Consider the following 24,943-nt stretch of genomic DNA (forward strand, 5'->3'; position numbering starts at 1 on the left):
ATGCAACCGCTGAAAATTTCATTGGAAACGGCGCAAAAACTAGCTAAAGCGCTCGGAATCCCGATTGAACGGGTGATGCATATGCCCCCGCACATTTTAATGCAAAAACTGCTCGAGCTCGAGAAAAAGGAAAACGAACATGACCCATCCTAACCATTTGGCATCCCAATGCGAAAAACTCGAGTGCCATCACCGTTGTGTTTAAACTTTTCCACCCTTTTCCGATGAACAGCGTGATGGAACAGTTATGCTCTTTACATATTTGGGGAATATAAACCATGGGGTGATGATAGATGAAAAAACATCTTCTCATGGTTTATTTTTTGATATTGTCGTTTGTTTCAATTTTGTTCTATGCCTATCCGACGCACTCCTATGCAGGCGAACAGTGTCCCAATGCTTCGGAACTCGCGCCCGTTTCTTCGGCAGACAAACCGGAACTTCTTCACGCATTAAAAACGATAATCCCTTCGCTTTATCCGGGGAAAGAGTACAGTGAATGGGAAGTGGAAGAAGCGCTGATGCTCGCTGAATCAAAAACCCCTTATGTTCAAATGGCCGAATCGTTATGCGGCAAACCAATCGCCCAACATTCATGGGTCGTCAAACTCCGTTTCCCTAAATTGCTGCCTAGTGCAAGTTTGTCGGAAGGAGTCATATTTGTAGCCAAACATCAAGAAAAGGGCTGGATCGCTTGGTATAAATACAAATAAGAGAAGGCAAAACGAAACGCCTTTGGCACACTAGGCGAATCACCGGCCTTGAACCGCATTGTGCATCATCAACAGGAAAAGGTGTCCCATCCATGGGACACCTGACGTCATGCCATGATTTTCTCTCATCGTTACGACGCCTTATGTTCCAATCTTAGCTTGTCGGCTACCATCGCGATAAATTCGGAATTCGTCGGCTTCGCTTTCGAGACGCTGACAGTGTAGCCGAACAGCGAGGAAATCGATTCGAGGTTGCCTCGGCTCCATGCAACTTCAATCGCATGACGGATGGCTCGCTCGACGCGGCTGGCGGTCGTGTTGTATTTTTTAGCGATATCAGGATACAGCACTTTAGTGATCGAACCGAGCAATTCGATGTCGTGATACACCATGGCGATCGCCTCGCGCAAATACAAATACCCTTTAATATGGGCAGGGACGCCGATTTCATGGATGATGCTCGTAATGCTCGCATCCAAGTTTTTCGGCTTATTGTCGCGCGCTTGATACGCCGGGGCTACTTTTTTAGCAGCCGGTGCGGTTTTTCCGTAAATTTGTCGGATATGATGAACTAAATTTTCCATATCAAACGGTTTTAAAATAAAATAGGAAGCGCCGAGTTCGACCGCTTTTTTCGTCACATCTTCCTGACCAAACGCCGTCAACATGATAACGTTCGGCTGGTGCTCAAAGCTAGTACGAACTTTCTCAAGCACGGCCAACCCGTCCAAATGTGGCATAATGATATCCAAAATCAAAATGTCCGGCTGCTTCTCTTCAAGCATATGCAAGCAGTCTTGGCCGTTATATGCTGTACCAATCACTTCCATGTCCGACTGATTCGAAATATATTCATCAAGCAACGTCACCAATTCACGGTTATCGTCGGCAATGCACACTTTAATGCTCAAACCAATCGTCCTCCCCCATTTTTTCTTGCTATGTAATATTCCGTTAACGTACATTCGACAACAGTGGCAAAAAATCCTTTTATTTTTCATCAATTAGCAAAAAATAAAAATTATAACAAAAAGCGAGCCTATTAGACAACATTCGCTTCCAAAAAATGCTTATTTGTCGAAAAATCTTTACACGTTTCATTTTAACGGATGTTTCACCAAATATCTATGCCAAATCAGCAAAAATTTTGCCGCCTTTTTTGAAAAAAATTTTGCAACGACCAAAAAAGCGAGCCGACTCGGTCAGCTCGCTTTTCTTTGTTTGCCATATAAATCGATTCCTGCTTCCTGCAACATCCATTCGATATGGACACCATAGCCCGATGTCGGATCGTTGACAAAAACATGCGTCACTGCACCAACGAGCTTTCCATCTTGAATAATTGGACTGCCGCTCATCCCTTGGACGATACCGCCCGTTTTCTTCAACAGCCGCGGGTCGGTGACGCGAATGACAAGCCCTTTTGTCGCCGGGAATTTTTGCGGAATGGTGTTAACAATTTCCACATCAAATTGTTCGACTTTGTCATTCTCCACCACCGTCAACATTTTCGCCGGCCCTTCTTTCACCTGACTCGCCAATGCGACCGGAATCGGATTCGTAATCGGGCCATCTGGCAACGATTTTGTCAGTTTGCCAAAAATGCCAAACGGACTGTTATTCGTAATGGTACCAATGACTTCCCCGCCATCGGAGAAGCGAGCTAATTTTTCCCCTGGATTGCCGCTCGTCCCCTTTTCAATAGACGTAACGGTCGAGCTCATAATTTGTCCGTCTTGGACAACAATCGGTTTTTTCGTATCCATATCGGAAATGACATGGCCGAGTGCGCCATATTTTTTCGATTTCGGGTCATAAAATGTCATCGTCCCGATGCCAGCGGCAGAATCGCGGATGTATAAACCGATGCGGTACACGTCGTCATGCTTATCTTTCAGTGGAACGAGCTTCGTTGTCATGGAATGCTGGTCGCGCAGAATTTGCAGATGAAGCGGTTTTCCTGTTTTGCCAGCTTCCTCAATGAAAGGGGAGAGGTCACTCATGTTTTCAATTTTTTTACCATTAATGCCGGTAATGATATCGCCAACTTGAATACCAGCCGCTTCCCCCGGCGATTTTTTTCCGTTTTCGGTTTCCACGAGATGGTAACCAACGACAAGAACACCGACCGTATTGAGTTTCACACCGATCGATTGCCCGCCGGGAACGACTTTCAGCGTTGGCAACACGTTGACATCCACTTGCTTAACCGGCATCCCTGCAACTTGCAAAACCATTGTTTCCTGTCCGCTTTGTTTCGCTTTTACAGACAACGAACCGTTTTTTCGCTCAACTTCGAGCGTTTCGGGAGCGTTTCGGTCATTGGCGGTTGCTTGCACCGGAAGAGAGGCGGCTTCAAACTTGACCGCGTCTCCTTCAAACAGCACAAGCTGTTTCGGAATTTGCCAATATTCTTTCATTGGCTTGGAAAAACCGATGACCATCAATATCCCAAGGAGAAGCACTCCTATCATTTTTCGCGCCGTTTCTCTATTCAATGTCGCTCACTCTCCTCGCTCCCGCCTACACCATACAAAAACGGTTACAGTTTTAATTTTGCCTGAACAGGGGAAAATATAATCGCGGCACGAATAAAAAAAGCTGCCTAGGATGGATAGCATTACATCCCAGCAGCACATCAAACGCCTGCCGTCAAATCAGACGGTTTGGTGAGGGAAAGACTCAGCACAAATCAAGCAACCGCACACGGTCTGGAAGTAAATGTTATTGTTTCATTTTGGCCGCCAGTTCTAACAGTTCTTTGGCATGCTGTTTTGTCAACTCCGTCATTTCGACGCCGGAAATCATTCGCCCGATTTCTTTCACCTTCTCCTCCTCATCCAACTTTTTCACCACTGTTTTCGTCCGCGTTCCGTCCGTTTCTTTGGCGATGAATAAATGCGTGTCCGCCATGGCAGCCACTTGCGGCAGGTGAGAAATGCAAAGCACTTGTGAACCGCTGGCAATGCGGTAAATTTTTTCGGCGATCGCTTGGGCGACACGACCGCTGACGCCTGTATCCACCTCGTCGAAAATAATCGACGTCACCCCTTGATGTTTGGAAAAAATCGTTTTCAACGCTAACATAATCCGTGACAATTCACCGCCCGAAGCAACTTTAGCGAGCGGTTTCAACGGCTCGCCGACGTTCGTCGAAATGTAAAACTCAACGACGTCGATGCCATCTTCGTGAAACTTAACCGGCACGCCATCAACCAATGGAGCATCGAGTGGTCCTTCACGTTTCGCAAAGATGATGTCAAACTGCGTCTTCTCCATGTACAAATCTTTTAACTCTTGGTGAATGCGTTCAATCAGCTCCCGGGCGTAAGTGCGGCGAACGTTGGTCACGTTTTCCGCCTCCATCAGCAAATCGCTTGTCACTGCTGCAAGCTGCCGCTCAAGTTCATGCACATGCGTCTCACGGTTTTCAATCGTCTCGATTTCCTCAGCAATCGCCTCAGCATATTGCAAAATATCAGCGATCGTTGCGCCGTATTTTCGTTTTAACTGTTGGATTTCAGCGAGGCGGCTTTCGATGGCGTCAAGCCGCGCCGGGTCATACTCAAGCTCCTCGAGCTGGTCGCGCAGCTTGTACATCACTTCTTCAAGCAAGTAGTAGCTGTTGGCAACTGTTTCGTACGCCTCCTTCAGCGCAGCATCCATCGGGGCGACATCATCGAGGTGGCCCATCGCTTCCCCGATCGAATCAAGGCCGCGTCCTTCACCGGAGAGCGCTTCATAGCTTTTTTGGATGGCACTGTATATCTTTTGAAAGTTGACAATGCGCACTTTTTCTTCCATCAGCCGTTCGTCTTCTCCGAGCTCGAGTGAGGCCTGTTCGATTTCGCGCAGCTGAAATGTCAATAAATCAAGCCGATGCGCCATTTGCTGTTCATTTTCACTCAGTTTTTTTAATTTTTTCACCAACGCTTCATGCTGTTCATAGACAGCGCGGTAGCGTGCGAGCGCCTCCGCCATCTCCGCACCGCCGAATTCATCAAGAAGCGGTAAATGACGCGACGGATCCATCAGCTCTTGATGCTCATGCTGACCGTGAATATCGACAAGCGTCGCTCCAACTTCCCGCAATATGGCGGTCGTCACCAGCTTGCCGTTAATGCGGCAGACGCTTTTGCCGTTAGCCAAAATGTCGCGGCGCAAAACGACCATTCCTTCGCTCACATCGATGCCGACCTCAGCGCACTTTTGGCAACATGGGTGGCGGTCATCATCAAGCAAAAACAGCCCTTCGATTTCTGCCTTTTCCGCGCCGAAACGGACAAATTCGGCGGAACCGCGCCCGCCGATCAATAGATGAATCGCATCAATGATGATCGATTTACCAGCCCCTGTTTCGCCGGTTAACACTGTCAGTCCTTTGTCAAAGGACAAAGATAGCGATTCAATGATCGCGAAATTTTTAATCGACAGCTCGGCGAGCATCCCATCACCCCTTGAACGTTCGAATGGCGCGTATGTTGTCCATCTTCATTCTTGTTATCGAACATGCGTTCACGTTCATAATTGAGGACCGTTCCCGTTTTCCTTCTCCCTAGCACGGGGGGAACGTCGGGCCGGTCCTCGGTCAGAGCATTGACAGCAGCTGGTTGGACACTTTTTTTGCATCTTTCGGCGTCCGGCAAATAATGAGGCACGTATCGTCACCGCAAATCGTGCCGACGATTTCACCCCAATCCAAATTGTCGAGCAAGACACCGATGGCGTGAGCGTTGCCCGGCAACGTCCGCAGCACGAGCAAGTTGCCGGTTCCATCTAGCTTAATGAACACGTCGACAAGCGCCCGTTTCAGCTTCTGCAACGGATTGAAGCGCTGATCGGACGGAAGGCTGTATTTATAGCGGCCGTTAGCCATCGGCACTTTGACGAGCTGCATCTCTTTAATATCGCGCGATACGGTCGCTTGAGTAACGTTAAAGCCCGCTTCTTTCAGCCGGTCGACGAGCTCGTCTTGCGTTTCGATGTCGCTGTTCATAATAATTTCGCGAATTTTTATATGCCGTTGCCCTTTGTTCAAATCGAGCCACCTCCTTATGTTCAAAGATGCAGGTTTTCTGCCCGTTCCGCCCTGCAGGGGCCCACCTTTTTCACAGAAGACGCTTATTTAGCATCTGATTCTCGTTGTCCGGTCCGCAAGCGATCGTGCGCCTCGTTCACGATATGGGCGATCGGCGCCGAAAGACGATTTTCGCCTTTCTCTCCACCAGAATAGACGACATGAAGCAAAAACTCAATGTTGCCGTCGCCGCCGGTGATTGGCGAATAAGACAAATGGAGGATATCGAACCCTTCGGCACAGGCAAATTGAACGATCGACTCAAGCACTTCCCGATGAACATCCGGATCGCGGACGATCCCTTTTTTACCGACGTTTTCCTTGCCGGCTTCAAACTGCGGCTTGACGAGGGCGATCACATCACCGCCCGGCACAATAACCGTCTTAACGACAGGCAAAATGAGTCGAAGCGAAATGAATGATACGTCAATAACCGCTACTTCCGGCATCCCTTTTGTAAACAAATCTGGCGTCACGTAACGGAAGTTCGTTCGCTCCATGACAACGACGCGCTCGTCCTGACGAAGCTTCCACGCGAGCTGGTTATAGCCGACGTCAACGGCGTACGATAACTTCGCTCCGTGTTGTAAAGCACAATCAGTAAATCCGCCAGTCGACGCGCCGATATCAAGCACAATTTTATTTTCAACGCTGATCTGAAACTCACGCAACGCTTTTTCCAATTTTAAGCCGCCGCGGCTGACATATGGAAGCGGATTGCCTTTCACCTCAAGCGGGATGTCAGCCGGCACTTTTTCTCCGGGTTTCTCGAGCCGGACATCGTTTGAATAGACAAGCCCGGCCATGATGGCCCGCTTCGCCTTTTCCCGCGTTTCTACCAACCCGCGTTCAACAAGCAACACATCGAGCCGTTCTTTCTTTCCTTTCATCTTTCTCAAGCCCTTTTCTGTTTTCTTGGCATAATCGTTTTGATGCGATCAGCGACATGGGCTGCCGTCAGCCCGATTTCGTCCAGCAGCTCGCTGACACTTCCATGCTCGATAAAGCGATCAGGAATGCCCATCCGTTCAATGACCGCCTGGTGGTAGCCATGGTCATGGGCAAATTCAAGCACGGAACTGCCAAAACCGCCTTGCAAGACCGCCTCTTCAATCGTTAATATCGGCAGACGGCTCTCGAGCAATTCGTGAAGCATCGCTTCATCCATCGGCTTCAGAAAGCGGGCATTGACGACTTTCACCGACACGCCGTCTCTCGCCAACTGTTCAGCCGCCTCAAGCGCCATCGAAATCGTCGTCCCAAACGTTAAAATCACCGCATCGCTGCCGTCGCGCAGCACCTCCCATGTGCCGATCGGAATTTCTTTCAGTTCCTCATCAAGCGGAACGCCAAGTCCGTTACCGCGCGGAAAACGCATGGCGATCGGCCCGTCATCATAGCGGAGGGCAGTGTACACCATATGCTGGCCTTCGTTTTCATCCTTTGGCATCATCAAAACAAGGTTCGGCACATGGCGCAAAAAGGCGATGTCAAACACCCCTTGATGTGTTTCGCCGTCAGCACCGACAAGTCCGGCGCGGTCAATGGCGAAAAAGACGTTTAAATTTTGCCGGCATACGTCATGAACCACTTGATCATATGCCCGCTGCAAAAACGTCGAGTAAATGGCCAAAAACGGTTTCATCCCTTGCGTTGCCAGTCCGGCCGCAAGCGTCGTCGCATGCTGTTCGGCGATGCCAACATCAAACATCCGATCCGGAAATTCGCTCGCAAACCCTTCAAGCTTCGAACCAACCGGCATCGCCGGTGTAATGGCGACAATGCGCGGGTCAGTGCGGGCAATCCGGCGTACTGTTTCACTGACCAGCCCGCTCCATGACGGTCCCCCTTCTTTTGTCTTGACAAAGGTGCCAGTTTCGATTTTGTATGGCCCTGTGCCGTGCCACGTGCCGACTTTGTCATTTTCTGCCGGGCTGTAGCCTTTCCCTTTTTTCGTGATCACGTGCACAAGAACCGGGCCTTTCACCTTCTTCGCATAGCGCAAGTTTTCAAGCAAATCCTCAAAATCGTGGCCGTCAACCGGACCTAAATACGTAAACCCAAGCTCCTCAAAAAACACGCCGGAAACGAGCAAGTACTTTAAACTGTCCTTCAACCGCTCAGCGGTCGCCGCCAACTTGCCGCCGACCGCCGGAATGCGTTTGAGCAACAGTTCGAGCTCGTCCTTGACCCATTGGTATTTGCCGGCGGTGCGCAGTCGGCCAAGAATGTTGTGCAACGCTCCGACGTTCGGGGCGATGGACATTTCATTATCGTTTAAGATCACGATCATATCCGTTTTTTCATGACCGATATGGTTGAGCGCCTCAAGCGCCATCCCACCGGTCAACGCTCCATCGCCGATAATCGGCACAATGTATTCATCCGTCCCTTTCAAATCGCGGGCGATCGCCATTCCCATCGCTGCCGACAGCGATGTCGAGCTATGACCGGTTTCCCAGACATCATGCTCGCTTTCACTCCGCTTCGGAAACCCCGACAGCCCTTTATATTGCCGAAGCGTATCAAACTCGGCGGCGCGCCCGGTCAAAATTTTATGCACGTACGACTGATGGCCGACGTCCCAAATGAGCTTATCTTTCGGGCTGTCAAACTCCCGATGAAGGGCGATCGTCAGCTCGACGACCCCTAAATTTGGACCGATATGTCCGCCTGTTTTCGACAGCTTTTCAATTAAAAATCGCCGGATATCGGCGCTTAACTGTTTCAGCTGGGGAATCGACATGGTTTTTACCACGCGCGGATGTTCAATTTTCGTTAAGTCCAACAAGATCACTCGCTTTCATTTGGTCGTTCTCCGAGCCGGTTCTCCCATGATACAGGTAGTATTATTATACATGATTCGGCACGAAAAATCGACTTTTGCCGATGAAGCAAGGCCATGCCGTCCGTTCTGTGAGTATAGCACAAAAGAAATGCAGAAAGAATCGGGCGGGGAGTTGTGGCACCTACTTGTCGAACGGAGAACAAAAAACAGCCGCCTTCGGTTCCGAATCAAAACAAACGCGGAGCGAAGGCGGCTGTCTCATGATTAGTGGTCGCGGACAGCGACAAGTTCGCAAATATAGGCGAGCGTGGCACCATCAACATCAGCTTGCTGTAAATGACGCTTCGCCGCATCAATATGAAACGCCAGTTTTTCTTTTGCACCGGCAAGCGACAGCAGCGCCGGGTAGGTGGCCTTATGATTTTCACGGTCGCTGCCGACCCGTTTTCCAATTTTCTCTTCCGTTCCTTCAATGTCAAGAATATCGTCACGAATTTGAAAGGCGAGACCTAAATGAGCGGCAAATTCGTTAAGCTCGCGCATTTGCCGGGCATCGGCGCCACCGAGTAGCGCCCCGGCATGCACACTATATTGCAGCATTTTTCCGGTTTTGTGACGGTGGATGTATTCCAGTTCGGCGAGCGCCAGTGTTTTTCCTTCTCCTTCCATATCAGCGACTTGCCCGGCCACCATCCCTTCCGGGCCAGCCGCTTTCGCCAGCTCTGCGATCAACTGCAGTCGGACATCAACAGGCACACGTTCATCATGGATCTCGGCGATCAATTGAAACGCGTACGTCAACAGCCCATCTCCCGCCAAAATGGCCATCGCCTCACCAAACACTTTATGGTTTGTCGGCTTGCCGCGCCGTAAATCATCATTGTCCATGCTCGGCAAATCGTCATGGATAAGCGAATACGTATGGATCATTTCAATCGCGCAAGCCACCGGCAGGCCGAGCGACGGATTTTGGCCGAGCGCTTGAATCGTTGACAACAACAAGAGCGGGCGAATGCGCTTGCCGCCGGCTTCAAGCGAGTAAGCCATCGCTTTTTTCAGCGTCTCCGGACCATGAAGCTGAGCAATGTAGCGAGACAATGCCGCCTCAACAGCCTGTTTTTGCTCGTTTAAAAATTGTTCAATCTCAAGCGACGCCACCTGTCATGCCTCCTCTGGCGAAAAAGGAACGAGCTCGCCGTCTTCGCGCAACATATACTCGAGCTGTTTTTCAACGTGCTGCAATTTATCATGGCAAAGTTTCGACAGTTTCATGCCTTCTTGAAAAAAGGCAATGGCATCTTCAAGCGGCACGTTTCCCTCTTCCAATTTTTCAACGATCGATTCCAGCTGTTTCATTGCTTCTTCAAACGTCATTTCTTTTTCTTCGCTCATGTCGTTTTTTCCTCCACTCCCATCACTTGGCAATCGACTTGTCCGTCTTGAACCCGGATGGACAGGCGCTCACCGACCTGGAGTTGACCGATCCGTTTCACAAGCTCGTGCCGCTCATTGTACACCAAACTATAGCCGCGTTCCATGATGCGGAGCGGGCTGAGCGCTTCCAGCCGAGCGACATGGGAACGAAAGCGGAACGCATGGCGCTCCAAGGCGGTGCGCATCGCTTTTTCAAGCGCGACGGCGGTCGCTTTTTGCCGCTCTTTCATCCGCTCAAGCTCCGCCTCCGGGTGATGGCGCCACAGTCTCAGGTGCAATTCTCGCAGCCGCTGGCGTTTTTTATCCACCAGCCGTTCGCGTTGGCGGGCGAGTCGTTCGAGCAACGCGTCGAGCTGCTGCTCTTTTTGTTCATAAAGACGCTTCGGATAGCGGAATGCGTACGACGCCTGTAGTCGAGCGAGCCGCTCCTGGTTGGCCGCCAGCCGCTCTTTCATGGCACGGATGAGCCGCCATTTCCGCTCGGCGATCCGCTCAGCCAACTCCCCGATGTGCGGCACTGCCAGCTCAGCCGCCGCCGTCGGCGTTGGCGCCCGCAAATCCGCGACAAAATCGGCGATGGTAAAATCCGTCTCGTGGCCGACGGCGGAAATGACCGGCACGCGGGAAGCGAAAATGGCGCGGGCGACGATTTCTTCGTTAAACGCCCACAGCTCTTCAATCGAGCCGCCCCCGCGACCGACGATAAGCACGTCAACCTCGCTAAAATCATTCGCCCGCTCGATAGCGCGCACGATCGACGGCGCTGCCCCTTCCCCTTGCACGAGCGCTGGAAATAAAATGACTTTCGCGAGCGGATAGCGACGACGAATCGTCGTCATAATATCCCGCACCGCCGCCCCGGTCGGTGACGTGACGACGCCGACACAGCGCGGAAACGCTGGCAGCGGCTTTTTATGAGCCGACGAAAACAGCCCTTCCGCTTCAAGCCGCTGTTTCAGCTGTTCGTACGCTAAATATAGGCGGCCGATGCCTTCCGGCTGCATTTCTTTCACATATAGTTGATAGTTGCCGTTCGGTTCATAGACGGAAATTTCCCCACGTACGAGCACGTTCATTCCGTCTTCGGGGCGGAACGGCAAATGCTGATTGTAGCCGGCGAACATGACCGCAGCGATGCGCGCCTCGCTATCTTTTAATGTAAAGTACATATGGCCGCGCGAATGCTGTTTAAAGTTTGAAATCTCACCTTTTATCCATAAATCGCGCAAATGGGGATCAACGTCGAATTTGCGCTTGATGTATTTTGTCAGCGCTCCGACGGTCACGTATTTTACTTCCACAAAAAACGCCCTCACTTCGCAGCGAGCTGCCGTGCTGCTTCCATCGTATTGTGCAACAGCATCGTAATCGTCATCGGCCCGACCCCTCCCGGCACCGGCGTCACATAGCTGGCCACTTCTTTGACGGCGTCGAAATCGACATCACCGCACAATTTGCCGCTCTCCAGTCGGTTGACGCCGACGTCAATGACGACCGCTCCCGGCTTCACATGTTCCGGGCCGATAAGGCGTGCCTTGCCGACAGCAACGATTAAAATGTCAGCCTGGCGGGTGATGGCGGCCAAATCCGGTGTTTTCGAGTGAGCGTAGGTGACGGTCGCATGTTCACGCAAAAACAGCTGGCCGACCGGCTTGCCGACGATATTGCTGCGTCCGACGACGACAACATGCTTTCCGGCGATGTCGATGCCCGCCGATTTGACCATCACCAGTACGCCGTGCGGGGTGCACGGAAGAAACGCCGGCTGGCCGATCATCATTTTTCCAACATTAATCGGATGAAACCCGTCGACATCTTTTTCCGGAGCGATTGTTTCAATCACCGACCACTCGCGAATATGAGCAGGTAGCGGCAGCTGCACTAAAATGCCGTGCACTGTCGGATCAGCGTTCAGCTCTTGAATTTTGGCGAGCAACTCTTCTTCGCTGATCGTGGCCGGAAATGTGTAAAGGAGTGAACGAATGCCGACTTCGGCACACGCTTTTTGTTTTCCTTTCACATAGGAATGCGATGCGGGGTCGTCGCCAACAAGAATGACGGCCAGTCCCGGTTCGATGCCGTTTGCCTTTAACTTTGCTACTTCATCCGCCAATTCGGCGCGAATCGTTTTTGCCAATTCCGTTCCGCTAATGATTTGTGCTGTCATTGTGTCTCGCTTCCCCTCTCCTCATTCATTGGTCAATATGAGTCCGCCTACACCTAGGTAAATCGAAACTTCGTTTGCTGCTTGCGGTTGTTACTTTTGCAACGCCGCTTTCACTTTTGAAAGCACGCCGTTGACAAAGCTTCCGGATTTCCAATCGCCAAATTTTTTCGCTAGTTCAACCGCCTCATCGAGGCTGACACTCACTGGCACGTCATCGACATATTTCATTTCATACGTCGCCATTCGTAAAATAACCCGGTCAACATTGGCGACCCGCTCGAGCTTCCATTTTTCCAAATTCGAGCGCAACAGCTCGTCAATTTCCGCCCGGTGCTCAATAACACCGAATACGAGCTGGCGCAAAAACGGATCCACTTCGCCGCTTCCTGTCACATTGCCGATCGCCTCATCAGGAGGAATGTGACCAACATCGATTTGGAATAGCGCCTGTAACGCCTTTTCGCGTGCTTCATGCCGCTTCATTACCTTCCTCCTCCCTAAACACGAACATTTATATTGAAATCATATCATATTTTTCGGAAAAAGCCAGCCCTTTCCCACAAATCATTAGCGATACCGGTTTGCTACCGCTAGCCGTGCTAACGGCCCCGTTCATTACAATAACAAACTTTGGCGAAAAAAACAAAAGGCGGCTGCTTCGAAAGCAGCTGCCTTTTGTTGCGTTACCGTTGTTCGACCGCATCTTGCTCCGGCTTTCCGGTCTCAAACTGGATGCCGACAATGTGGACGTTTACTTCGCTCGTTTCCAAGCCAGTCATGTTCCAAAGCGCTTGGCGCACATTTTCTTGCACTTTTTTCGCCACGTTTGGAATCGATGCGCCGAATTGAACAAGACAGTACAGATCGATCACGACGCCGTCGTCGCGCAAGTCGACTTTCACACCTTTGCCATGATATTTTTTGCCGAACCGTTCCGCGACGCCGGCGGCGAAATTGCCGCGCATTTGCGCGATGCCGTCAACTTCGCTCGCCGCGATGCCGGCGATCACTTCAATGACCTCCGGTGCGATTTCCACTTTGCCAAGCCCAGCATACTCCTGACTGGGTTCAAACACATGTTCAGACATAAGGCACCTCCTATTCCGCCTTCATAATATCATATAACTCCAAAAACTTTGTATTAAACTCGCCGCTTTGAAATTTCTCATGCTCCATTAATTTTATGTGGAACGGAATCGTCGTATGAATGCCTTCGATGATAAACTCGCCAAGCGCTCGTCTCATGCGGGCGATCGCTTCCTCGCGCGTCGGTGCATGGACGATCAATTTAGCGATCATCGAGTCGTAATACGGCGGAATCGCATAACCTGGATAAGCAGCGGAATCGACGCGCACACCCGGCCCACCTGGCGGCAAGTACATGGCGATTTTCCCCGGCGACGGCATGAAGTTTTTCGCCGGATTTTCCGCGTTGATGCGGCATTCAATCGCCCAACCGTTAAAGACGACGTCCTCTTGGGTGAGGGACAGCTTTTCACCGGATGCGATGCGGATTTGCTCTTTCACTAAATCGACGCCAGTGATCAACTCGGTGACTGGATGCTCGACTTGAATGCGCGTATTCATCTCCATGAAATAAAACTCGTTGTTCCGGTGGTCGAAAATAAATTCAACCGTGCCGGCGCCGGTGTAATTGACCGCTTTTGCCGCCTTGACCGCCGCTTCGCCCATTTTTTGGCGAATCTCATCATCGAGCGCTGGCGATGGAGCTTCTTCAACAAGCTTTTGCAGCCGGCGCTGAATCGTGCAGTCGCGCTCGCCGAGATGGATCGTATTGCCGTACGAATCGGCCAGCACTTGAATCTCAACATGGCGAAAATCTTCAATATACTTTTCAATATACACGCCTGGATTGCCGAATGCAGTTGCCGCTTCTTGCTGAGTGATGTTAATCCCTTTGATGAGCTCCTCTTCGTTGCGGGCGACGCGAATCCCTTTTCCGCCGCCGCCGGCCGTCGCTTTAATGATGACCGGGTAGCCGATCTCTGCGGCGATGGCCCGCGCTTCATCAATGCTTTCAATCACTCCGCGCGATCCGGGCACGATCGGCACGCCGGCTTCACGCATCGTCTCGCGAGCGATATCTTTAATGCCCATTTTTGTAATCGCTTCCGGACTCGGACCGATAAACGTAACATTGCACTCACGGCACAGCTCGGCAAATGCCTCATTCTCCGCCAAAAATCCGTAACCCGGGTGAATGGCGTCACAACCGGTTAGCGTGGCGACGCTCATGATGTTCGTGAAATTTAAATAACTGTCTTTTGAAGCGGTCGGTCCGATGCAGTACGCCTCATCCGCGAGCTGCACATGCAGGGCGTCGCGATCAGCTTCCGAAAACACGGCGACCGTCTCAATGCCGAGCTCGCGGCAAGCGCGGATGATGCGGACAGCGATTTCCCCGCGGTTTGCCACTAACACTTTTTTGATCATTCTCCGTTCTCTCCCTTATTCAGGCTTGACCAAAAATAACGGCTGGCCGTATTCGACGAGCTGGCCGTTTTGCACGAGCACCTCGACAATTTCGCCGTCGACTTCCGCTTCAATTTCATTAAACAGCTTCATCGCTTCAATAATGCAAACAACCGTATCTTTTTTCACTTTATCGCCCGGCTTCACATAAGGCGGCTTATCTGGCGCCGGAGCAGCGTAAAACGTGCCGACCATCGGCGACGTAATTTGGTGGAAGTTGCCCTCTGGCGCTTGCTTGACTTCCGGAGCAGCTGGTTTTTCCGCTTCTGGAGCCGGCGCTTCCGGAGCGGCTGTTTGAACCGGAGGAGCTGTCGGAGCCGGTTCAACAACGACCGGAGCAGCAGGCGTCGCCTGTACGGCTACCGTCGGCTCGGCTGCAACAGCCGTCGCGGCTTTTTTCATATGTACTTTCGTTTCACCTTGTTCGTATACAAATTCGTCGATCGAAGATTGGTCAACCAACCGAATCAATTCACGGATTTCTTGAATTTTCATCGACCTCACACCTTTCTTCCATTGTCAAGAAGTCCATTCTTAGCAGAAGGTAATAAAACGCGCTCATAACGATTATACACACAACCATAGGACAAACAAAAGGTTTTTGTGCAAAAAAGAAGCTGCTCCTATATCGAGCAGCACGTTCATCCCGCCGGCTGGAACTCAACGGTCACATATTCGGCGTCCGGAATTTCCTTTTTCACCATATGGATCACTTCGTTGGCCGATTTGGCTGAGCTTTCTTTCGCTTTAATCGTCACGCGCACTTGGTCGTCATCAGCGCGCACGAACACATCTTCATAACCGCCTTTTGATTTAATAAGTGTCTCCAATGTCGCTTCTTTTTCAGACAGAGCTTGCAGCTGTTCAATTTTATCCAACGCCTCATTTTTCTCTTCCGCCGTCGCGTTCGCCGAAGCGACGATGGCGTTCAGCTCATCGCGCAGCCGGCTTCGTTCATCTTCAATTTTCATGCGCAGCGCCATAAACAAATCATCGTCTGTTTTGTCAGCTTTTGATGGATTGTCTTTCGCCCCCGTTTCTTCAATGGAGACACTTGGCTGTTCTTTTGTTTTATCTGCTTTACCATTGGTGGTAAACGCTGTGCTGTCCCCCATCTCTTTTGGCGCCGTCACGTAATAGACCGATAGCACAACCACTAAGCTTAACATCGTCAACAGCCACACGGTTTGTTTTTTCAACATGCCGATCTCCTCCCCTTACCCGGTCATTTTTTCGGCAAGACAGCGACGCGATAGCTTGGAACGTTTAACACTCGCGTCACAGCCTCGACAATCCATTTTTTAATTTGCAAGTTGTCCGCTCCTTTAGCGACGACAAGCACGCCACGAATGTCAGGCTTTTTCGTGGCGACAACAAGCGGCGTTTCTTCTTCGCCGTTGCGGATAATGATCACTTCTTCATTGGTTGACTCGTTTTCAATCGTCCGTTTTCCGCCTTCCTTGTCGCCTTCCTTCGTTGTTTGCTTCTGGGTCGATCGTTTTTTCTCAAATAATTTCAACTCTGTCGAATCAAGGTTGACAACTACGGTGACATCCTCCACTCCTTCAATGGCTTCGAGTGCGGCTTTTAATTCTTTTTCATACCTTTCCTCATAGGCGGCAATCACTTTCTCTTTCGTCTCTTTGCTTGACAAAAACGCCGGCTCGGATGGAGCATCTGATTGCTCAGCGGAAGGCGTTGCCGGAACATCTTCCCCACTTTTCGTAAAGTGGCTCACTACCATAAGCGCAACGCCGGCCAACAACAGGGCCACAACATAGGAAAACGGCATTTTTTTTCGGACTCCATCCCCGTCCCCTTCTTTCGGCGGCGAGGAGAAGAGCCGTTTTATAAACTGGAGCATCCCCCCTATTCCCTCCCCCTAATTTGTACGGCAATTTTATTTTTATCGACTTCCCACTTGCCGGCGAGAAAGGTGCGCACCTCTTCGGCCAGCGATGCATCGCCCTCAAGCGAAGCCGGTGGTTTCGTCGTATCGATGATGACCGGCTCCACCGTCCCGGCAGGTTGTTGTTTAGAAAGTACGACTTCGATCCTCTCGATGTCATCCGGCATGCGCCAACTTTCTTTGTCATCAGCGTAAATGTTGACATCAGCCTTCAATCCATACTTTTCCATCAACTCCTCATTTACGTCGTTTTCCAACTGGACAGCCATTTGTTCTAAAATATATGCGCGTTGTGAAGCTTGTATTTCTTTTTTCTTTTGCTCGATTTGATTTTTTATCGTTTCATCGCTCGTTTGGCCGTCGGAAAAACGGGCGATTGCCGAAGCGACTAGCTGTTCCGGATCAATCGAGGTGAGCTGGAGCACGGGCCTGAGCATCACGAGCAACAGCATGAGTCCGATGGCCATTTTGACATATTTTTGCATCGTTCCGGACGGCAGCAAAAAGTCGATGACGATGGCAAACAGCAAAAACAAAATGATGTTCGTAACCCATTCAATGACAAACTGCATACCGTTCCTCCTAGCGGACCATCATCGTAATGTTCCCTGCCATGACCATAACCGTAAGACTGAGGAAAAACATCAGCGATACGATGAGCAGCGCCGCTAACACATAGCCGATGCTTTTGCTGATGATGTTGAGGCATGAAAGCACCGGCCCGCCGCCGAGCGGCTGCAATAAGGCGGCTGATAGTTTGTAGACGATGACAATCGCGAAAATTTTCACCGCTGGAAAGAGAGCGATCATTAATAAAATCGCTACCCCAACTAACCCAACAGCGTTTTTCAGCAGCATGGAAGCAGCGACAACTGTATCGGCGGCATCAGTAAACAGTTTGCCGACGACTGGAATGAAGTTGCCGGTGACAAACTTCGCCGCCCTTAAAGCGACGCCATCCGCCACCGCCGTTGTTGCCCCACGCACTGACATCACCCCAAGAAAAACCGTTAAAATGATGCCGAGCAAACCGAGGGCGACTTTGTTCAACAAATCGGCAAGCTGGGTCGCCTTATACCGGTCGCTGAGCGTGCTGACAATAGCAAGTAGCGCCGCCAGCAACAAAAGGGGCAATGTGACATATTCAACGACCGTCCCTGTTGTGTTCATCAAAAACAAAATGATCGGGTGAAAAAACGCTGCCGATACAACCCCGCCAGAAGAAGCAAGCAGCGCGAGCAGCAGCGGGATGAGAGCGATGATGAAATGGCTCATCGTCTGCACTGCCCCAAGTGCATAGTCAGCAGCGAGGCGAAAGCTATTTAGAGCAATCAACAACAGCACCATATAGATGACCGCTTGGGCAATTTTGCTCACCTCCTGCTGAGCGAACGCGTTTTGCAACGATTGCAGCACCGTGCTGAATACAGCGAGCAAAATGAGCGTGCCGAGCAACTTCCCGTTTACTTGCAATTCGTAAAATAAGTAACGGGTGAGCGCTTTCAGCCATTCAGCAGGCGACCATTGCCGCTCACCGCTTAAAAAATCGGCAAGTGATCCTTTTTCGCTTTCCGGCAAAAAGCCGCCGTATTCGTTGACGATCGTTTCCCAATAGCGGCGAATATCGCTCACATCAAGCCGGGCGAGCTGCTCACTGATAGACGGCTCGTTGCTTTCAGCTTGTACAACTAGCGGACAAAAAAAGAGAAAAAGCAGTCCGGCCATAAGGAACGCTGTCCGTTTCAATTCGTTCCCTCCTTATCGTGCCGTCGGAATGAGGCTAACGACCGCTTCAATAATGGCGGTCAAAATCGGAACAGCAAGCGCCAAAATGACAATTTTGCCGCCGAGCTCAATTTTGGCGGCAATCGCCCCTTGACCAGCGTCCTTGGAAATTTGTGCGGCAAATTCGGCAATGTAGGCAATGCCGATAATCTTCAACATCGTTTCTAAGTACACCATTTGGATATGGGCGCCCTCCGCCATTTCCCGCAGCATCAGCAAAATTTCACTAATTTGGTCAACAAGCAGCAAGAAAATCGTGCAGCCAACAAAAACCGTTAATAAAAAGGCGAGGTTTGATTTTTGTTCCTTTAACAATGCAACTAAAAACGTCGCAATCAACCCGAGGCTGACAATTTGCAAAATATCAATGGCCAATCCCCCCTACCCGTGAAACAAAAAGACGTCTTTAATTTTTTGGAACAAATCGCTCACAATCGAGGCGACCATAAACAAAATATAAATAAAGCCGAGCAGCGTCACCCATTGGGCGTATTCTTTCCGTCCCATCTGATCGAGCACCGTATGCAAAAACGCGATGACGATGCCGACGCCGGCGATTTTTAAAATGATATCGACATCGATGCCCATTCATTCCTGCCTCCTGTCTACATGAGTAAAATAACGAGCAGCAGCCCGGCCAACACACCTAAACTTTTCGCCATTTTGGCATAGCGAGCTTGATTGTCGATCGCTTCCTCTTCCTCCCGCTCTAAATGGGCGAGCGCCAACGCGATTTGCTTTTGCTGCGTCAGCCGGTCATACTGGCCGAGCGTGGCACCAAATTGCTTCATCACTTCCAATTCCCCTTGTTTCAGCGCTGTTTTCCCCCATGAGGCTTGTAAACTTTTCTCCCATGCCTCCACCACGCTCGTCTCTTCGTTGCGCAACGTCTCGGCAAACCGAAAAAACAACTCGCATACTGGGGTAGCCGTTTGCCGAGCGATATGGGCAGACGCTTCAGCGAGCGGCGTATGCCCGTACATCACTTCAGCCTCAAGCGCCCTGAGCGCTGCTTTCAGTTGGCGGAGCTGGCGCGGTCTCTCATACAAAGCATGGGCGGCCGCGAATCCTAGCCATGTCGATGCGGCAATGATGAGCAATGCACCAAACCATTTCATCGGCTTACCACCGTCCGTTGTTCATACAACACCGTCCCACTGGCATCGAGAATGCGCCGGATCGCGCCAGGATGGGGGATGTTCGTCAGTTCAATAAACCGTTCAAATACCTTTTGCTCCATCACCGAACCTAGCGTCGGCCGCTGTTGAACGTCTTTGATGCTGCGACCATGCACGGTCGTCCATACAGAGACGCCGGCGTTCGCTGCCTCGAGCACCGCTTCACTATCTTCCTCACGCCCAATTTCATCGACGATAATGACATCCGGGCTCATCGAGCGGATCATCATCATCATTCCTTCCGCTTTCGGACAGGCATCCAACACATCGAGACGCGGGCCGAAAGAAAATTGCGGAATCCCTTTCACACAGCCGGCGATTTCCGAGCGCTCATCAACGATCGCCACCTTTTGCGCTGGGATGCGCTCTGTTCCGCTGCTGATAAGGCGCGCTACGTCGCGCAGCAACGTCGTTTTTCCAGTTTGCGGTGAACCGATGATCATCGTGTGGCACCAACGTCCATCATACACATACGGAATCAGTGGATCGGCGATGCCGACTTGTTCTTTGGCGATGCGGATATTAAAAGAGGCAACGTCACGAATGGCCTTCACCTTGCCGCCTTCTGTGATGACCTTGCCGGCGAGCCCGACGCGATGCCCCCCTTCGATCGTCATAAACCCGCGCTTTAGCTCTTCTTCGACAGCATAAATTGAATAACGGCTCAATTTGTTCAGTAACTGCACGCCATCCTCTTTCGTTACCTCATATGGCAATAAGCGGGCCGTTCCGTTGGCAATCACCTCAAGCGGCCGGGAGACGCGGATACGGATTTCTTCAATTCCGTCACGCCATGAAGGGAGCTGCTGCACCGCCATAGCGATCGTTTTCGGCAAAATTCCCCATACCGCTTCCATGGCCCTCCTCCTTTTCTCGTGGACTAGTTCATATGTATGGGCGGAATATGCCGTTTATTCCTTACTTGTAAATAGCAAACAAAATGAGTGCCACCCCAAGCGCGACAAGTCCAAGACGGGAAAACGAAAGCTCGTCCGCCAGTGAAAGCAGCCCGATCGTCATCGTCACGATCATCACAGTCGGGCCGACGACGGCGAGTCCAGCGTTGATGGCGAGCGCTTTTTTGACATCGTTGAACGCCAACATCAATAACGCTGCGCAGAGTTCAATGAACGCCGATAACATCCGCATACTGGCCATCGCCAACACGGACGGATCGAACGATCGCAGCCAATGTTTCATAGGCCCCTCCTGTTTCGAAAAATGGGATTGATTAGTACAAACGTATGCGGGAACAAGCCATTTCAGAAGAAGTTTTTGGCGGTGAAAACAGAGATGAACATCAAAGCGGCATGAAAACCAGCCAATCTGCTTTCATGCATAAAAAAACAGCACCAGTCCGGAATTTTCCGGACTGGTGCTGTCCCTTTTTGGCTGCTTATGCCCGCGAAACGTACGTACCGTCAGCCGTGTTAATGATGAGCGTGTCGCCTTCATTGACGAAAAACGGCACTTGAACGACAAGACCGGTTTCGAGCTTGGCCGGCTTCGAACCGCCGGAAGCCGTGTCACCTTTGATGCCCGGCTCTGTTTCAACGACTTTCAACTCGACGGTGTTCGGCAGCTCAACACCGATCGTTTCGCCTTGATACATCATGATAAATACTTCCATGTTTTCTTTTAAGAACTTCAGCTCATACTCAATTTGTTTCGCTGGCAGCTCGATTTGTTCGTATGTTTCCATATCCATAAAGACATGCAAGTCGCCGTTAGCGTATAAATATTGCATTTTGCGCGTATCAATTTGTGCCCGGTTTACTTTTTCGCCAGCGCGGAACGTCCGCTCTTGAATGGCGCCGGTACGCAAGTTGCGCAGCTTCGAACGGACGAACGCCGCCCCTTTGCCCGGCTTAACATGCTGGAACTCAAGGACGCGCCAAATCTCGCCGTCGACCTCAATCGTAAGCCCTGTGCGAAAATCGTTCACTGAAATCATTGACTGAAATTCCTCCTCACGCAATCCGTTATAAAATGATTAGTTCTTTCGGCGAATGAGTGAGCGCTTCGTTCCCGTCGCCAGTAATGACTGTGTCGTCTTCAATGCGCACCCCGCCAAGTCCCGGGATATAAATGCCCGGCTCGACGGTGACGACCATGCCCGGCTCGAGCACCACATCAGAACGGAACGAAAGCGTCGGCCCTTCGTGAATCTCAAGACCAATGCCATGGCCCGTCGAATGGCCGAAATAGTCGCCGTACCCTTTTTCGCGGATATAATCGCGCGTTAACGCATCAGCCTCTTTGCCGGTCATGCCTGCCTTAAGACCGTCCATACCGCGCCGCTGCGCCTCAAGGACGATATCATAAATCGTTTTCAGTTCGTCGTTGATTTCGCCGACGGCAACCGTCCTTGTGATATCGGAACAATATCCTTTGTAGTAAGCCCCGAAATCAAGCGTGACAAGCTCGCCGCGCTCAATCGTTTTCTCTGACGCCACCCCGTGCGGCAACGCCGAACGGTAACCGGACGCGACGATCGTCTCAAAGGAAGAAGAAGACGCTCCTTGCTTGCGCATAAAAAACTCGAGCTCATTCGCTACTTCGATTTCTTTGACGCCCGGACGGATGAACGACAAAATATGGGCAAATGCTGCATCGGCGATTTCCGCTGCTTCCTTTAATATCTTAATCTCTGCTTCCGACTTAATCAAGCGCAACTTTTCCACTACATGAGCCGTGGGCACAAGCTCGGCGCTGATCGCTTCCTCATACGCTTTATATGCCGCATACGTTACATGTTCCTGCTCGAAGCCAAGCTTTCCGATACCAAGCCGCTTTACTTGCTTCGCAATTTCCTCAATGATCGGCCCGCTATGTTGAACAATCTCAAAGCCTTCGACTTGTTTGGATGCTTGTTCGACATAGCGGAAATCTGTAATAAAAACCGCCCCTTCACGGCTGACAATCGCGACGCCGGCCGTGCCGGTGAACCCAGTGATGTAACGTCGATTGTAGCCGTTTGTCACTAAAAGCCCATCAATATGCTGCTCCTCAAGAAGCGCCCGAAGTTTTTCCAGCTTTTCCATCTTTCATTCTCCTCTTCCCGTGAATTTGCCCTCTCCCCCACGCGTCAGTAGACCATGAAATGGGGGCTTTTCAGTTACGATCATGCCAAAGGAGGCGCCATTCATCGGCTTGACACGACCGTTCGTCACCAGCTATAACGTGATGCCAAATCGCACGAAAACCTTCTTTATTTTACCATAAGAGGAGAAGTTTCCGCTATACATCGGTTTTACAGAAGGGGCATCATTTTTGTTAAGTTAAATGAAGGAGCTCTTCGTCAACTTCCTTCCTTCGCTGCCTCTTTCCCGGCGCTTTGAGATCCCCGATTCATTTCCTGTGTCTCAAAGGAAATCGAATATCCGACGAACACCCCGTATAAAATGTATAAACAAAGTGTCGTAATGACTGTATTCATGTTCAAATCAGCGACCGGTTGGACGTTTGGAAATAACGGATTGAATAAATAAAAGATCACAACCCACAACGCAGCACCGTATAAAATGCCTGGCCACATACCACGAATTTTTCGCAGCAACGCATAGTAAAGAAGCGCCGCGGCAATGGAAATGACACCGATCAACACGATTGCCACATAGTTGCCCACTTTTCCGTGTTTCCATTCACCGGCGACCCAAGGAGTCAAAATCATGTTTGGGCTGATTTCGCTAAAGTTGAAAAAGTGGGCTAAATAGCCGATTAGACTCCAAAACACCCCGCCGACAAATCCGATAATGATCGTTTTTTGCAGGAGTGTCATGGGCCGCTCTGTTTTCTCCTGCTCGAGCTTTCCTTGTTGTTCCGCCATCATGCTGCACCTCCTTGTCCGTTAGTATGACCTACAGCTTGTCGCACCATGAATCAAGCGAAAAAAATGATTGGCGTTGTGTAAATAATGGATTTTTTGGCAATCATAACAATAACATCAACCTAGAGGTTTCCGAACGTTTCCTGTAGAATAAAATAATAAACATAAAAATAGGTTGGTGTTTGCTTGATGAAACAAATGGATAAACCGTTATACGGCGGCCAAGCGGTCATCGAAGGAGTGATGTTTGCCGGCAAAACGCACTCTGTCACCGCTGTTCGCCGCAATGATGGAACGATTGAATACTTTTCCTTGCCGCGCCGCGCCAATCCGACGCTGGCCGCCTTTAAGAAAATTCCGTTCGTTCGCGGCATCATCGCCATTATCGAAGCGAGTGCGAACGGAGCCAAACATTTACAGTTTGCGAGTGAGCGGTATGAGGTGGCTCCAGGGGAGGAACAGGAGGCGGTTGAGGAAAGCAGCTCCAAACTGACGCTCATTCTCGGCGCTGCGGCCATCGGTGTACTGTCGTTTCTATTCGCCAAAACGATTTTTACACTTATCCCGGCGCTCGCCGCTGCTTCTTTCAAACCGCTTGTCCCCGGGAAGACAGGACAGATTTTGCTTGAAGGGGTTTTTAAACTTGCTCTGCTGCTTGGCTATATTTACTTTATTTCGTTAACGCCGCTTGTGAAGCGCGTCTTCCAATACCACGGTGCGGAACATAAAGTCATCAACGCCTATGAAGCGGGCTGGCCGCTAACCGTTGAGCATGTTCAGCGCGCCTCGCGCCTTCACTATCGGTGCGGCAGCAGCTTTATTTTATTTACGGTCATCGTCGGCTTATTCCTTTATTTGTTCGTGCCGACCGATCCGCTTTGGCTGCGGATTGTTAACCGACTTGCCTTAATTCCTGTTGTACTTGGCGTTTCGTTTGAAGTATTGCAGTTTACAAATAAATTGAGAGATGTTCCGCTGCTGCGTTGGCTCGGCTACCCTGGGCTATGGCTGCAGCGGCTGACGACAAAAGAACCAGACGATGCTCAAGTGGAAGTGGCCATCGCCTCGTTTCAGCAGCTTCTTCAGTTGGAAGCGGAAGCTGAAGCGAAAAAAGCGGCACAGTAATTGACTAAAGGGGGTGGATTCATTGCGGCGCAGGGCCATTCACCCACTCGTCGGTCTCATGATCTTGCTTGGAACGCTTGGTATTGTCTATACCCTTTTTGCCCATCCGACGGTGCTGTTCCGCCAGCTGTTGTTTGTTGCAATGTTTGTAGCCGCAATTTATCTCTTTTATCGTTTCGTGTATCAACGTCGATTCGATAAAGAACGGTTGTCGTATTTAAAAGCGGTGCGGCAGTCGAAAAAGCTCCATCCCCGTTCCGGGCGCAAGCAGCCAAAGCCGGCGAAACTGAAACGGCCGCTGAAAAAGCGGACAGCAACCCCGCATTTAACCGTGATCGATGGAAAAAAAGGCAAAAAAAAGAATCGAGCTTCGTTTTAGCTTGATTCTTTTTTTGTCTACCGCTGTCCGCGAGAGAAGGGTGATGCTCCTTGGCGCGTGATTATC

The 24,943-nt window shown here is 50.7% G+C and carries 30 protein-coding genes; 4 read left to right on the forward strand and 26 right to left on the reverse strand.

What is annotated here, in order from left to right:
* Together NSQ22_RS12465 and NSQ22_RS12470 are read left to right on the forward strand one after the other, a co-directional pair.
* Entirely contained in the window at positions 1 to 153 is a 153-nt protein-coding gene (locus NSQ22_RS12465; protein ID WP_078172643.1) for a YycC family protein, read from the forward strand.
* A gap of 140 nt (positions 154 to 293) precedes the next feature.
* A complete protein-coding gene (locus NSQ22_RS12470; protein WP_029761059.1) occupies positions 294 to 713 on the forward strand; it encodes a hypothetical protein in 420 nt (139 codons plus the stop codon).
* A 131-nt stretch (positions 714 to 844) separates the two neighbouring features.
* On the opposite strand, the gene spo0A is transcribed toward NSQ22_RS12470, so the two are convergent.
* The 26 genes from spo0A to NSQ22_RS12600 form a co-directional block, all read right to left on the reverse strand.
* Complete coding sequence (gene spo0A / locus NSQ22_RS12475; RefSeq protein WP_087960146.1) at positions 845 to 1,678, reverse strand: sporulation transcription factor Spo0A; 834 nt, start codon at positions 1,676 to 1,678, stop codon at positions 845 to 847.
* A 237-nt stretch (positions 1,679 to 1,915) separates the two neighbouring features.
* On the reverse strand, positions 1,916 to 3,211 hold the full coding sequence (gene spoIVB, locus NSQ22_RS12480) for a SpoIVB peptidase (RefSeq protein ID WP_081157287.1): 1,296 nt from the start codon (positions 3,209 to 3,211) through the stop codon (positions 1,916 to 1,918).
* A 226-nt stretch (positions 3,212 to 3,437) separates the two neighbouring features.
* Positions 3,438 to 5,159 carry a DNA repair protein RecN gene (gene recN / locus NSQ22_RS12485; RefSeq protein WP_171355466.1) on the reverse strand — a complete coding sequence of 574 codons (1,722 nt, stop codon included), beginning with the start codon at positions 5,157 to 5,159 and terminating at the stop codon, positions 3,438 to 3,440.
* A 142-nt stretch (positions 5,160 to 5,301) separates the two neighbouring features.
* Complete coding sequence (argR, locus tag NSQ22_RS12490) at positions 5,302 to 5,751, reverse strand: transcriptional regulator ArgR (protein ID WP_008879800.1); 450 nt, start codon at positions 5,749 to 5,751, stop codon at positions 5,302 to 5,304.
* A gap of 83 nt (positions 5,752 to 5,834) precedes the next feature.
* On the reverse strand, positions 5,835 to 6,680 hold the full coding sequence (locus NSQ22_RS12495; protein WP_171355465.1) for a TlyA family RNA methyltransferase: 846 nt from the start codon (positions 6,678 to 6,680) through the stop codon (positions 5,835 to 5,837).
* A 5-nt stretch (positions 6,681 to 6,685) separates the two neighbouring features.
* Positions 6,686 to 8,578, reverse strand: a complete 1,893-nt coding sequence (dxs, locus tag NSQ22_RS12500) for a 1-deoxy-D-xylulose-5-phosphate synthase (protein WP_011887782.1) — start codon at positions 8,576 to 8,578, stop codon at positions 6,686 to 6,688.
* 264 nt (positions 8,579 to 8,842) lie between these two features.
* On the reverse strand, positions 8,843 to 9,736 hold the full coding sequence (locus NSQ22_RS12505; RefSeq protein WP_008879803.1) for a polyprenyl synthetase family protein: 894 nt from the start codon (positions 9,734 to 9,736) through the stop codon (positions 8,843 to 8,845).
* 3 nt (positions 9,737 to 9,739) lie between these two features.
* Positions 9,740 to 9,970 carry an exodeoxyribonuclease VII small subunit gene (locus NSQ22_RS12510; RefSeq protein ID WP_008879804.1) on the reverse strand — a complete coding sequence of 77 codons (231 nt, stop codon included), beginning with the start codon at positions 9,968 to 9,970 and terminating at the stop codon, positions 9,740 to 9,742.
* Entirely contained in the window at positions 9,967 to 11,313 is a 1,347-nt protein-coding gene (gene xseA, locus NSQ22_RS12515; RefSeq protein ID WP_008879805.1) for an exodeoxyribonuclease VII large subunit, read from the reverse strand. The genes NSQ22_RS12510 and xseA overlap by 4 nt, the downstream gene beginning before the upstream one ends.
* Positions 11,314 to 11,324: 11 nt before the next feature.
* Positions 11,325 to 12,179, reverse strand: coding sequence for a bifunctional methylenetetrahydrofolate dehydrogenase/methenyltetrahydrofolate cyclohydrolase FolD (folD, locus tag NSQ22_RS12520; RefSeq protein WP_011887783.1), 855 nt, complete (start codon positions 12,177 to 12,179; stop codon positions 11,325 to 11,327).
* Positions 12,180 to 12,269: 90 nt separating this feature from the next.
* The gene (gene nusB, locus NSQ22_RS12525) at positions 12,270 to 12,662 is read right to left on the reverse strand and encodes a transcription antitermination factor NusB (RefSeq protein WP_008879807.1); all 393 of its coding nucleotides are present in this window, start codon (positions 12,660 to 12,662) and stop codon (positions 12,270 to 12,272) included.
* A 200-nt stretch (positions 12,663 to 12,862) separates the two neighbouring features.
* Positions 12,863 to 13,267 (reverse strand): Asp23/Gls24 family envelope stress response protein, encoded by a 405-nt coding sequence (locus NSQ22_RS12530; RefSeq protein WP_008879808.1) that lies wholly within the window; start codon positions 13,265 to 13,267, stop codon positions 12,863 to 12,865.
* Between the two features lie 10 nt (positions 13,268 to 13,277).
* Complete coding sequence (gene accC, locus NSQ22_RS12535; protein WP_008879809.1) at positions 13,278 to 14,633, reverse strand: acetyl-CoA carboxylase biotin carboxylase subunit; 1,356 nt, start codon at positions 14,631 to 14,633, stop codon at positions 13,278 to 13,280.
* A 15-nt stretch (positions 14,634 to 14,648) separates the two neighbouring features.
* A complete protein-coding gene (accB, locus tag NSQ22_RS12540; RefSeq protein WP_008879810.1) occupies positions 14,649 to 15,167 on the reverse strand; it encodes an acetyl-CoA carboxylase biotin carboxyl carrier protein in 519 nt (172 codons plus the stop codon).
* A 146-nt stretch (positions 15,168 to 15,313) separates the two neighbouring features.
* Positions 15,314 to 15,874: a SpoIIIAH-like family protein gene (locus NSQ22_RS12545; RefSeq protein ID WP_008879811.1), complete on the reverse strand. Its 561-nt coding sequence runs from the start codon at positions 15,872 to 15,874 to the stop codon at positions 15,314 to 15,316.
* Between the two features lie 23 nt (positions 15,875 to 15,897).
* On the reverse strand, positions 15,898 to 16,536 hold the full coding sequence (spoIIIAG, locus tag NSQ22_RS12550; RefSeq protein ID WP_008879812.1) for a stage III sporulation protein AG: 639 nt from the start codon (positions 16,534 to 16,536) through the stop codon (positions 15,898 to 15,900).
* Positions 16,537 to 16,541: 5 nt separating this feature from the next.
* A complete protein-coding gene (spoIIIAF, locus tag NSQ22_RS12555) occupies positions 16,542 to 17,153 on the reverse strand; it encodes a stage III sporulation protein AF (RefSeq protein ID WP_008879813.1) in 612 nt (203 codons plus the stop codon).
* 10 nt (positions 17,154 to 17,163) lie between these two features.
* Positions 17,164 to 18,327: a stage III sporulation protein AE gene (gene spoIIIAE / locus NSQ22_RS12560; protein ID WP_008879814.1), complete on the reverse strand. Its 1,164-nt coding sequence runs from the start codon at positions 18,325 to 18,327 to the stop codon at positions 17,164 to 17,166.
* Between the two features lie 12 nt (positions 18,328 to 18,339).
* Complete coding sequence (spoIIIAD, locus tag NSQ22_RS12565; protein WP_008879815.1) at positions 18,340 to 18,741, reverse strand: stage III sporulation protein AD; 402 nt, start codon at positions 18,739 to 18,741, stop codon at positions 18,340 to 18,342.
* A 6-nt stretch (positions 18,742 to 18,747) separates the two neighbouring features.
* Positions 18,748 to 18,954, reverse strand: coding sequence for a stage III sporulation protein AC (gene spoIIIAC, locus NSQ22_RS12570; RefSeq protein ID WP_008879816.1), 207 nt, complete (start codon positions 18,952 to 18,954; stop codon positions 18,748 to 18,750).
* A gap of 17 nt (positions 18,955 to 18,971) precedes the next feature.
* On the reverse strand, positions 18,972 to 19,484 hold the full coding sequence (gene spoIIIAB / locus NSQ22_RS12575; protein WP_008879817.1) for a stage III sporulation protein SpoIIIAB: 513 nt from the start codon (positions 19,482 to 19,484) through the stop codon (positions 18,972 to 18,974).
* Positions 19,481 to 20,401: a stage III sporulation protein AA gene (gene spoIIIAA / locus NSQ22_RS12580; protein WP_008879818.1), complete on the reverse strand. Its 921-nt coding sequence runs from the start codon at positions 20,399 to 20,401 to the stop codon at positions 19,481 to 19,483. The genes spoIIIAB and spoIIIAA overlap by 4 nt, the downstream gene beginning before the upstream one ends.
* A 61-nt stretch (positions 20,402 to 20,462) precedes the next feature.
* Positions 20,463 to 20,744, reverse strand: coding sequence for a YqhV family protein (locus NSQ22_RS12585; RefSeq protein WP_008879819.1), 282 nt, complete (start codon positions 20,742 to 20,744; stop codon positions 20,463 to 20,465).
* A gap of 196 nt (positions 20,745 to 20,940) precedes the next feature.
* Positions 20,941 to 21,498 (reverse strand): elongation factor P, encoded by a 558-nt coding sequence (efp, locus tag NSQ22_RS12590; protein ID WP_008879820.1) that lies wholly within the window; start codon positions 21,496 to 21,498, stop codon positions 20,941 to 20,943.
* A 28-nt stretch (positions 21,499 to 21,526) separates the two neighbouring features.
* On the reverse strand, positions 21,527 to 22,588 hold the full coding sequence (locus NSQ22_RS12595) for a Xaa-Pro peptidase family protein (protein WP_008879821.1): 1,062 nt from the start codon (positions 22,586 to 22,588) through the stop codon (positions 21,527 to 21,529).
* A gap of 257 nt (positions 22,589 to 22,845) precedes the next feature.
* Complete coding sequence (locus NSQ22_RS12600) at positions 22,846 to 23,376, reverse strand: YqhR family membrane protein (protein WP_008879822.1); 531 nt, start codon at positions 23,374 to 23,376, stop codon at positions 22,846 to 22,848.
* A gap of 195 nt (positions 23,377 to 23,571) precedes the next feature.
* On the opposite strand from NSQ22_RS12600, the gene NSQ22_RS12605 reads away from it, so the two are divergent.
* Positions 23,572 to 24,498 (forward strand): DUF1385 domain-containing protein, encoded by a 927-nt coding sequence (locus NSQ22_RS12605; RefSeq protein ID WP_171355469.1) that lies wholly within the window; start codon positions 23,572 to 23,574, stop codon positions 24,496 to 24,498.
* Positions 24,499 to 24,520: 22 nt separating this feature from the next.
* Positions 24,521 to 24,877, forward strand: a complete 357-nt coding sequence (locus NSQ22_RS12610; protein ID WP_008879824.1) for an SA1362 family protein — start codon at positions 24,521 to 24,523, stop codon at positions 24,875 to 24,877.
* Positions 24,878 to 24,943 lie beyond the last annotated feature (66 nt).

Origin of the sequence: Geobacillus sp. FSL K6-3411 (genome assembly GCF_037965715.1) — a bacterium.
In the GTDB taxonomy this organism is placed as follows: Bacteria; Bacillota; Bacilli; order Bacillales; family Anoxybacillaceae; genus Geobacillus; species Geobacillus thermodenitrificans.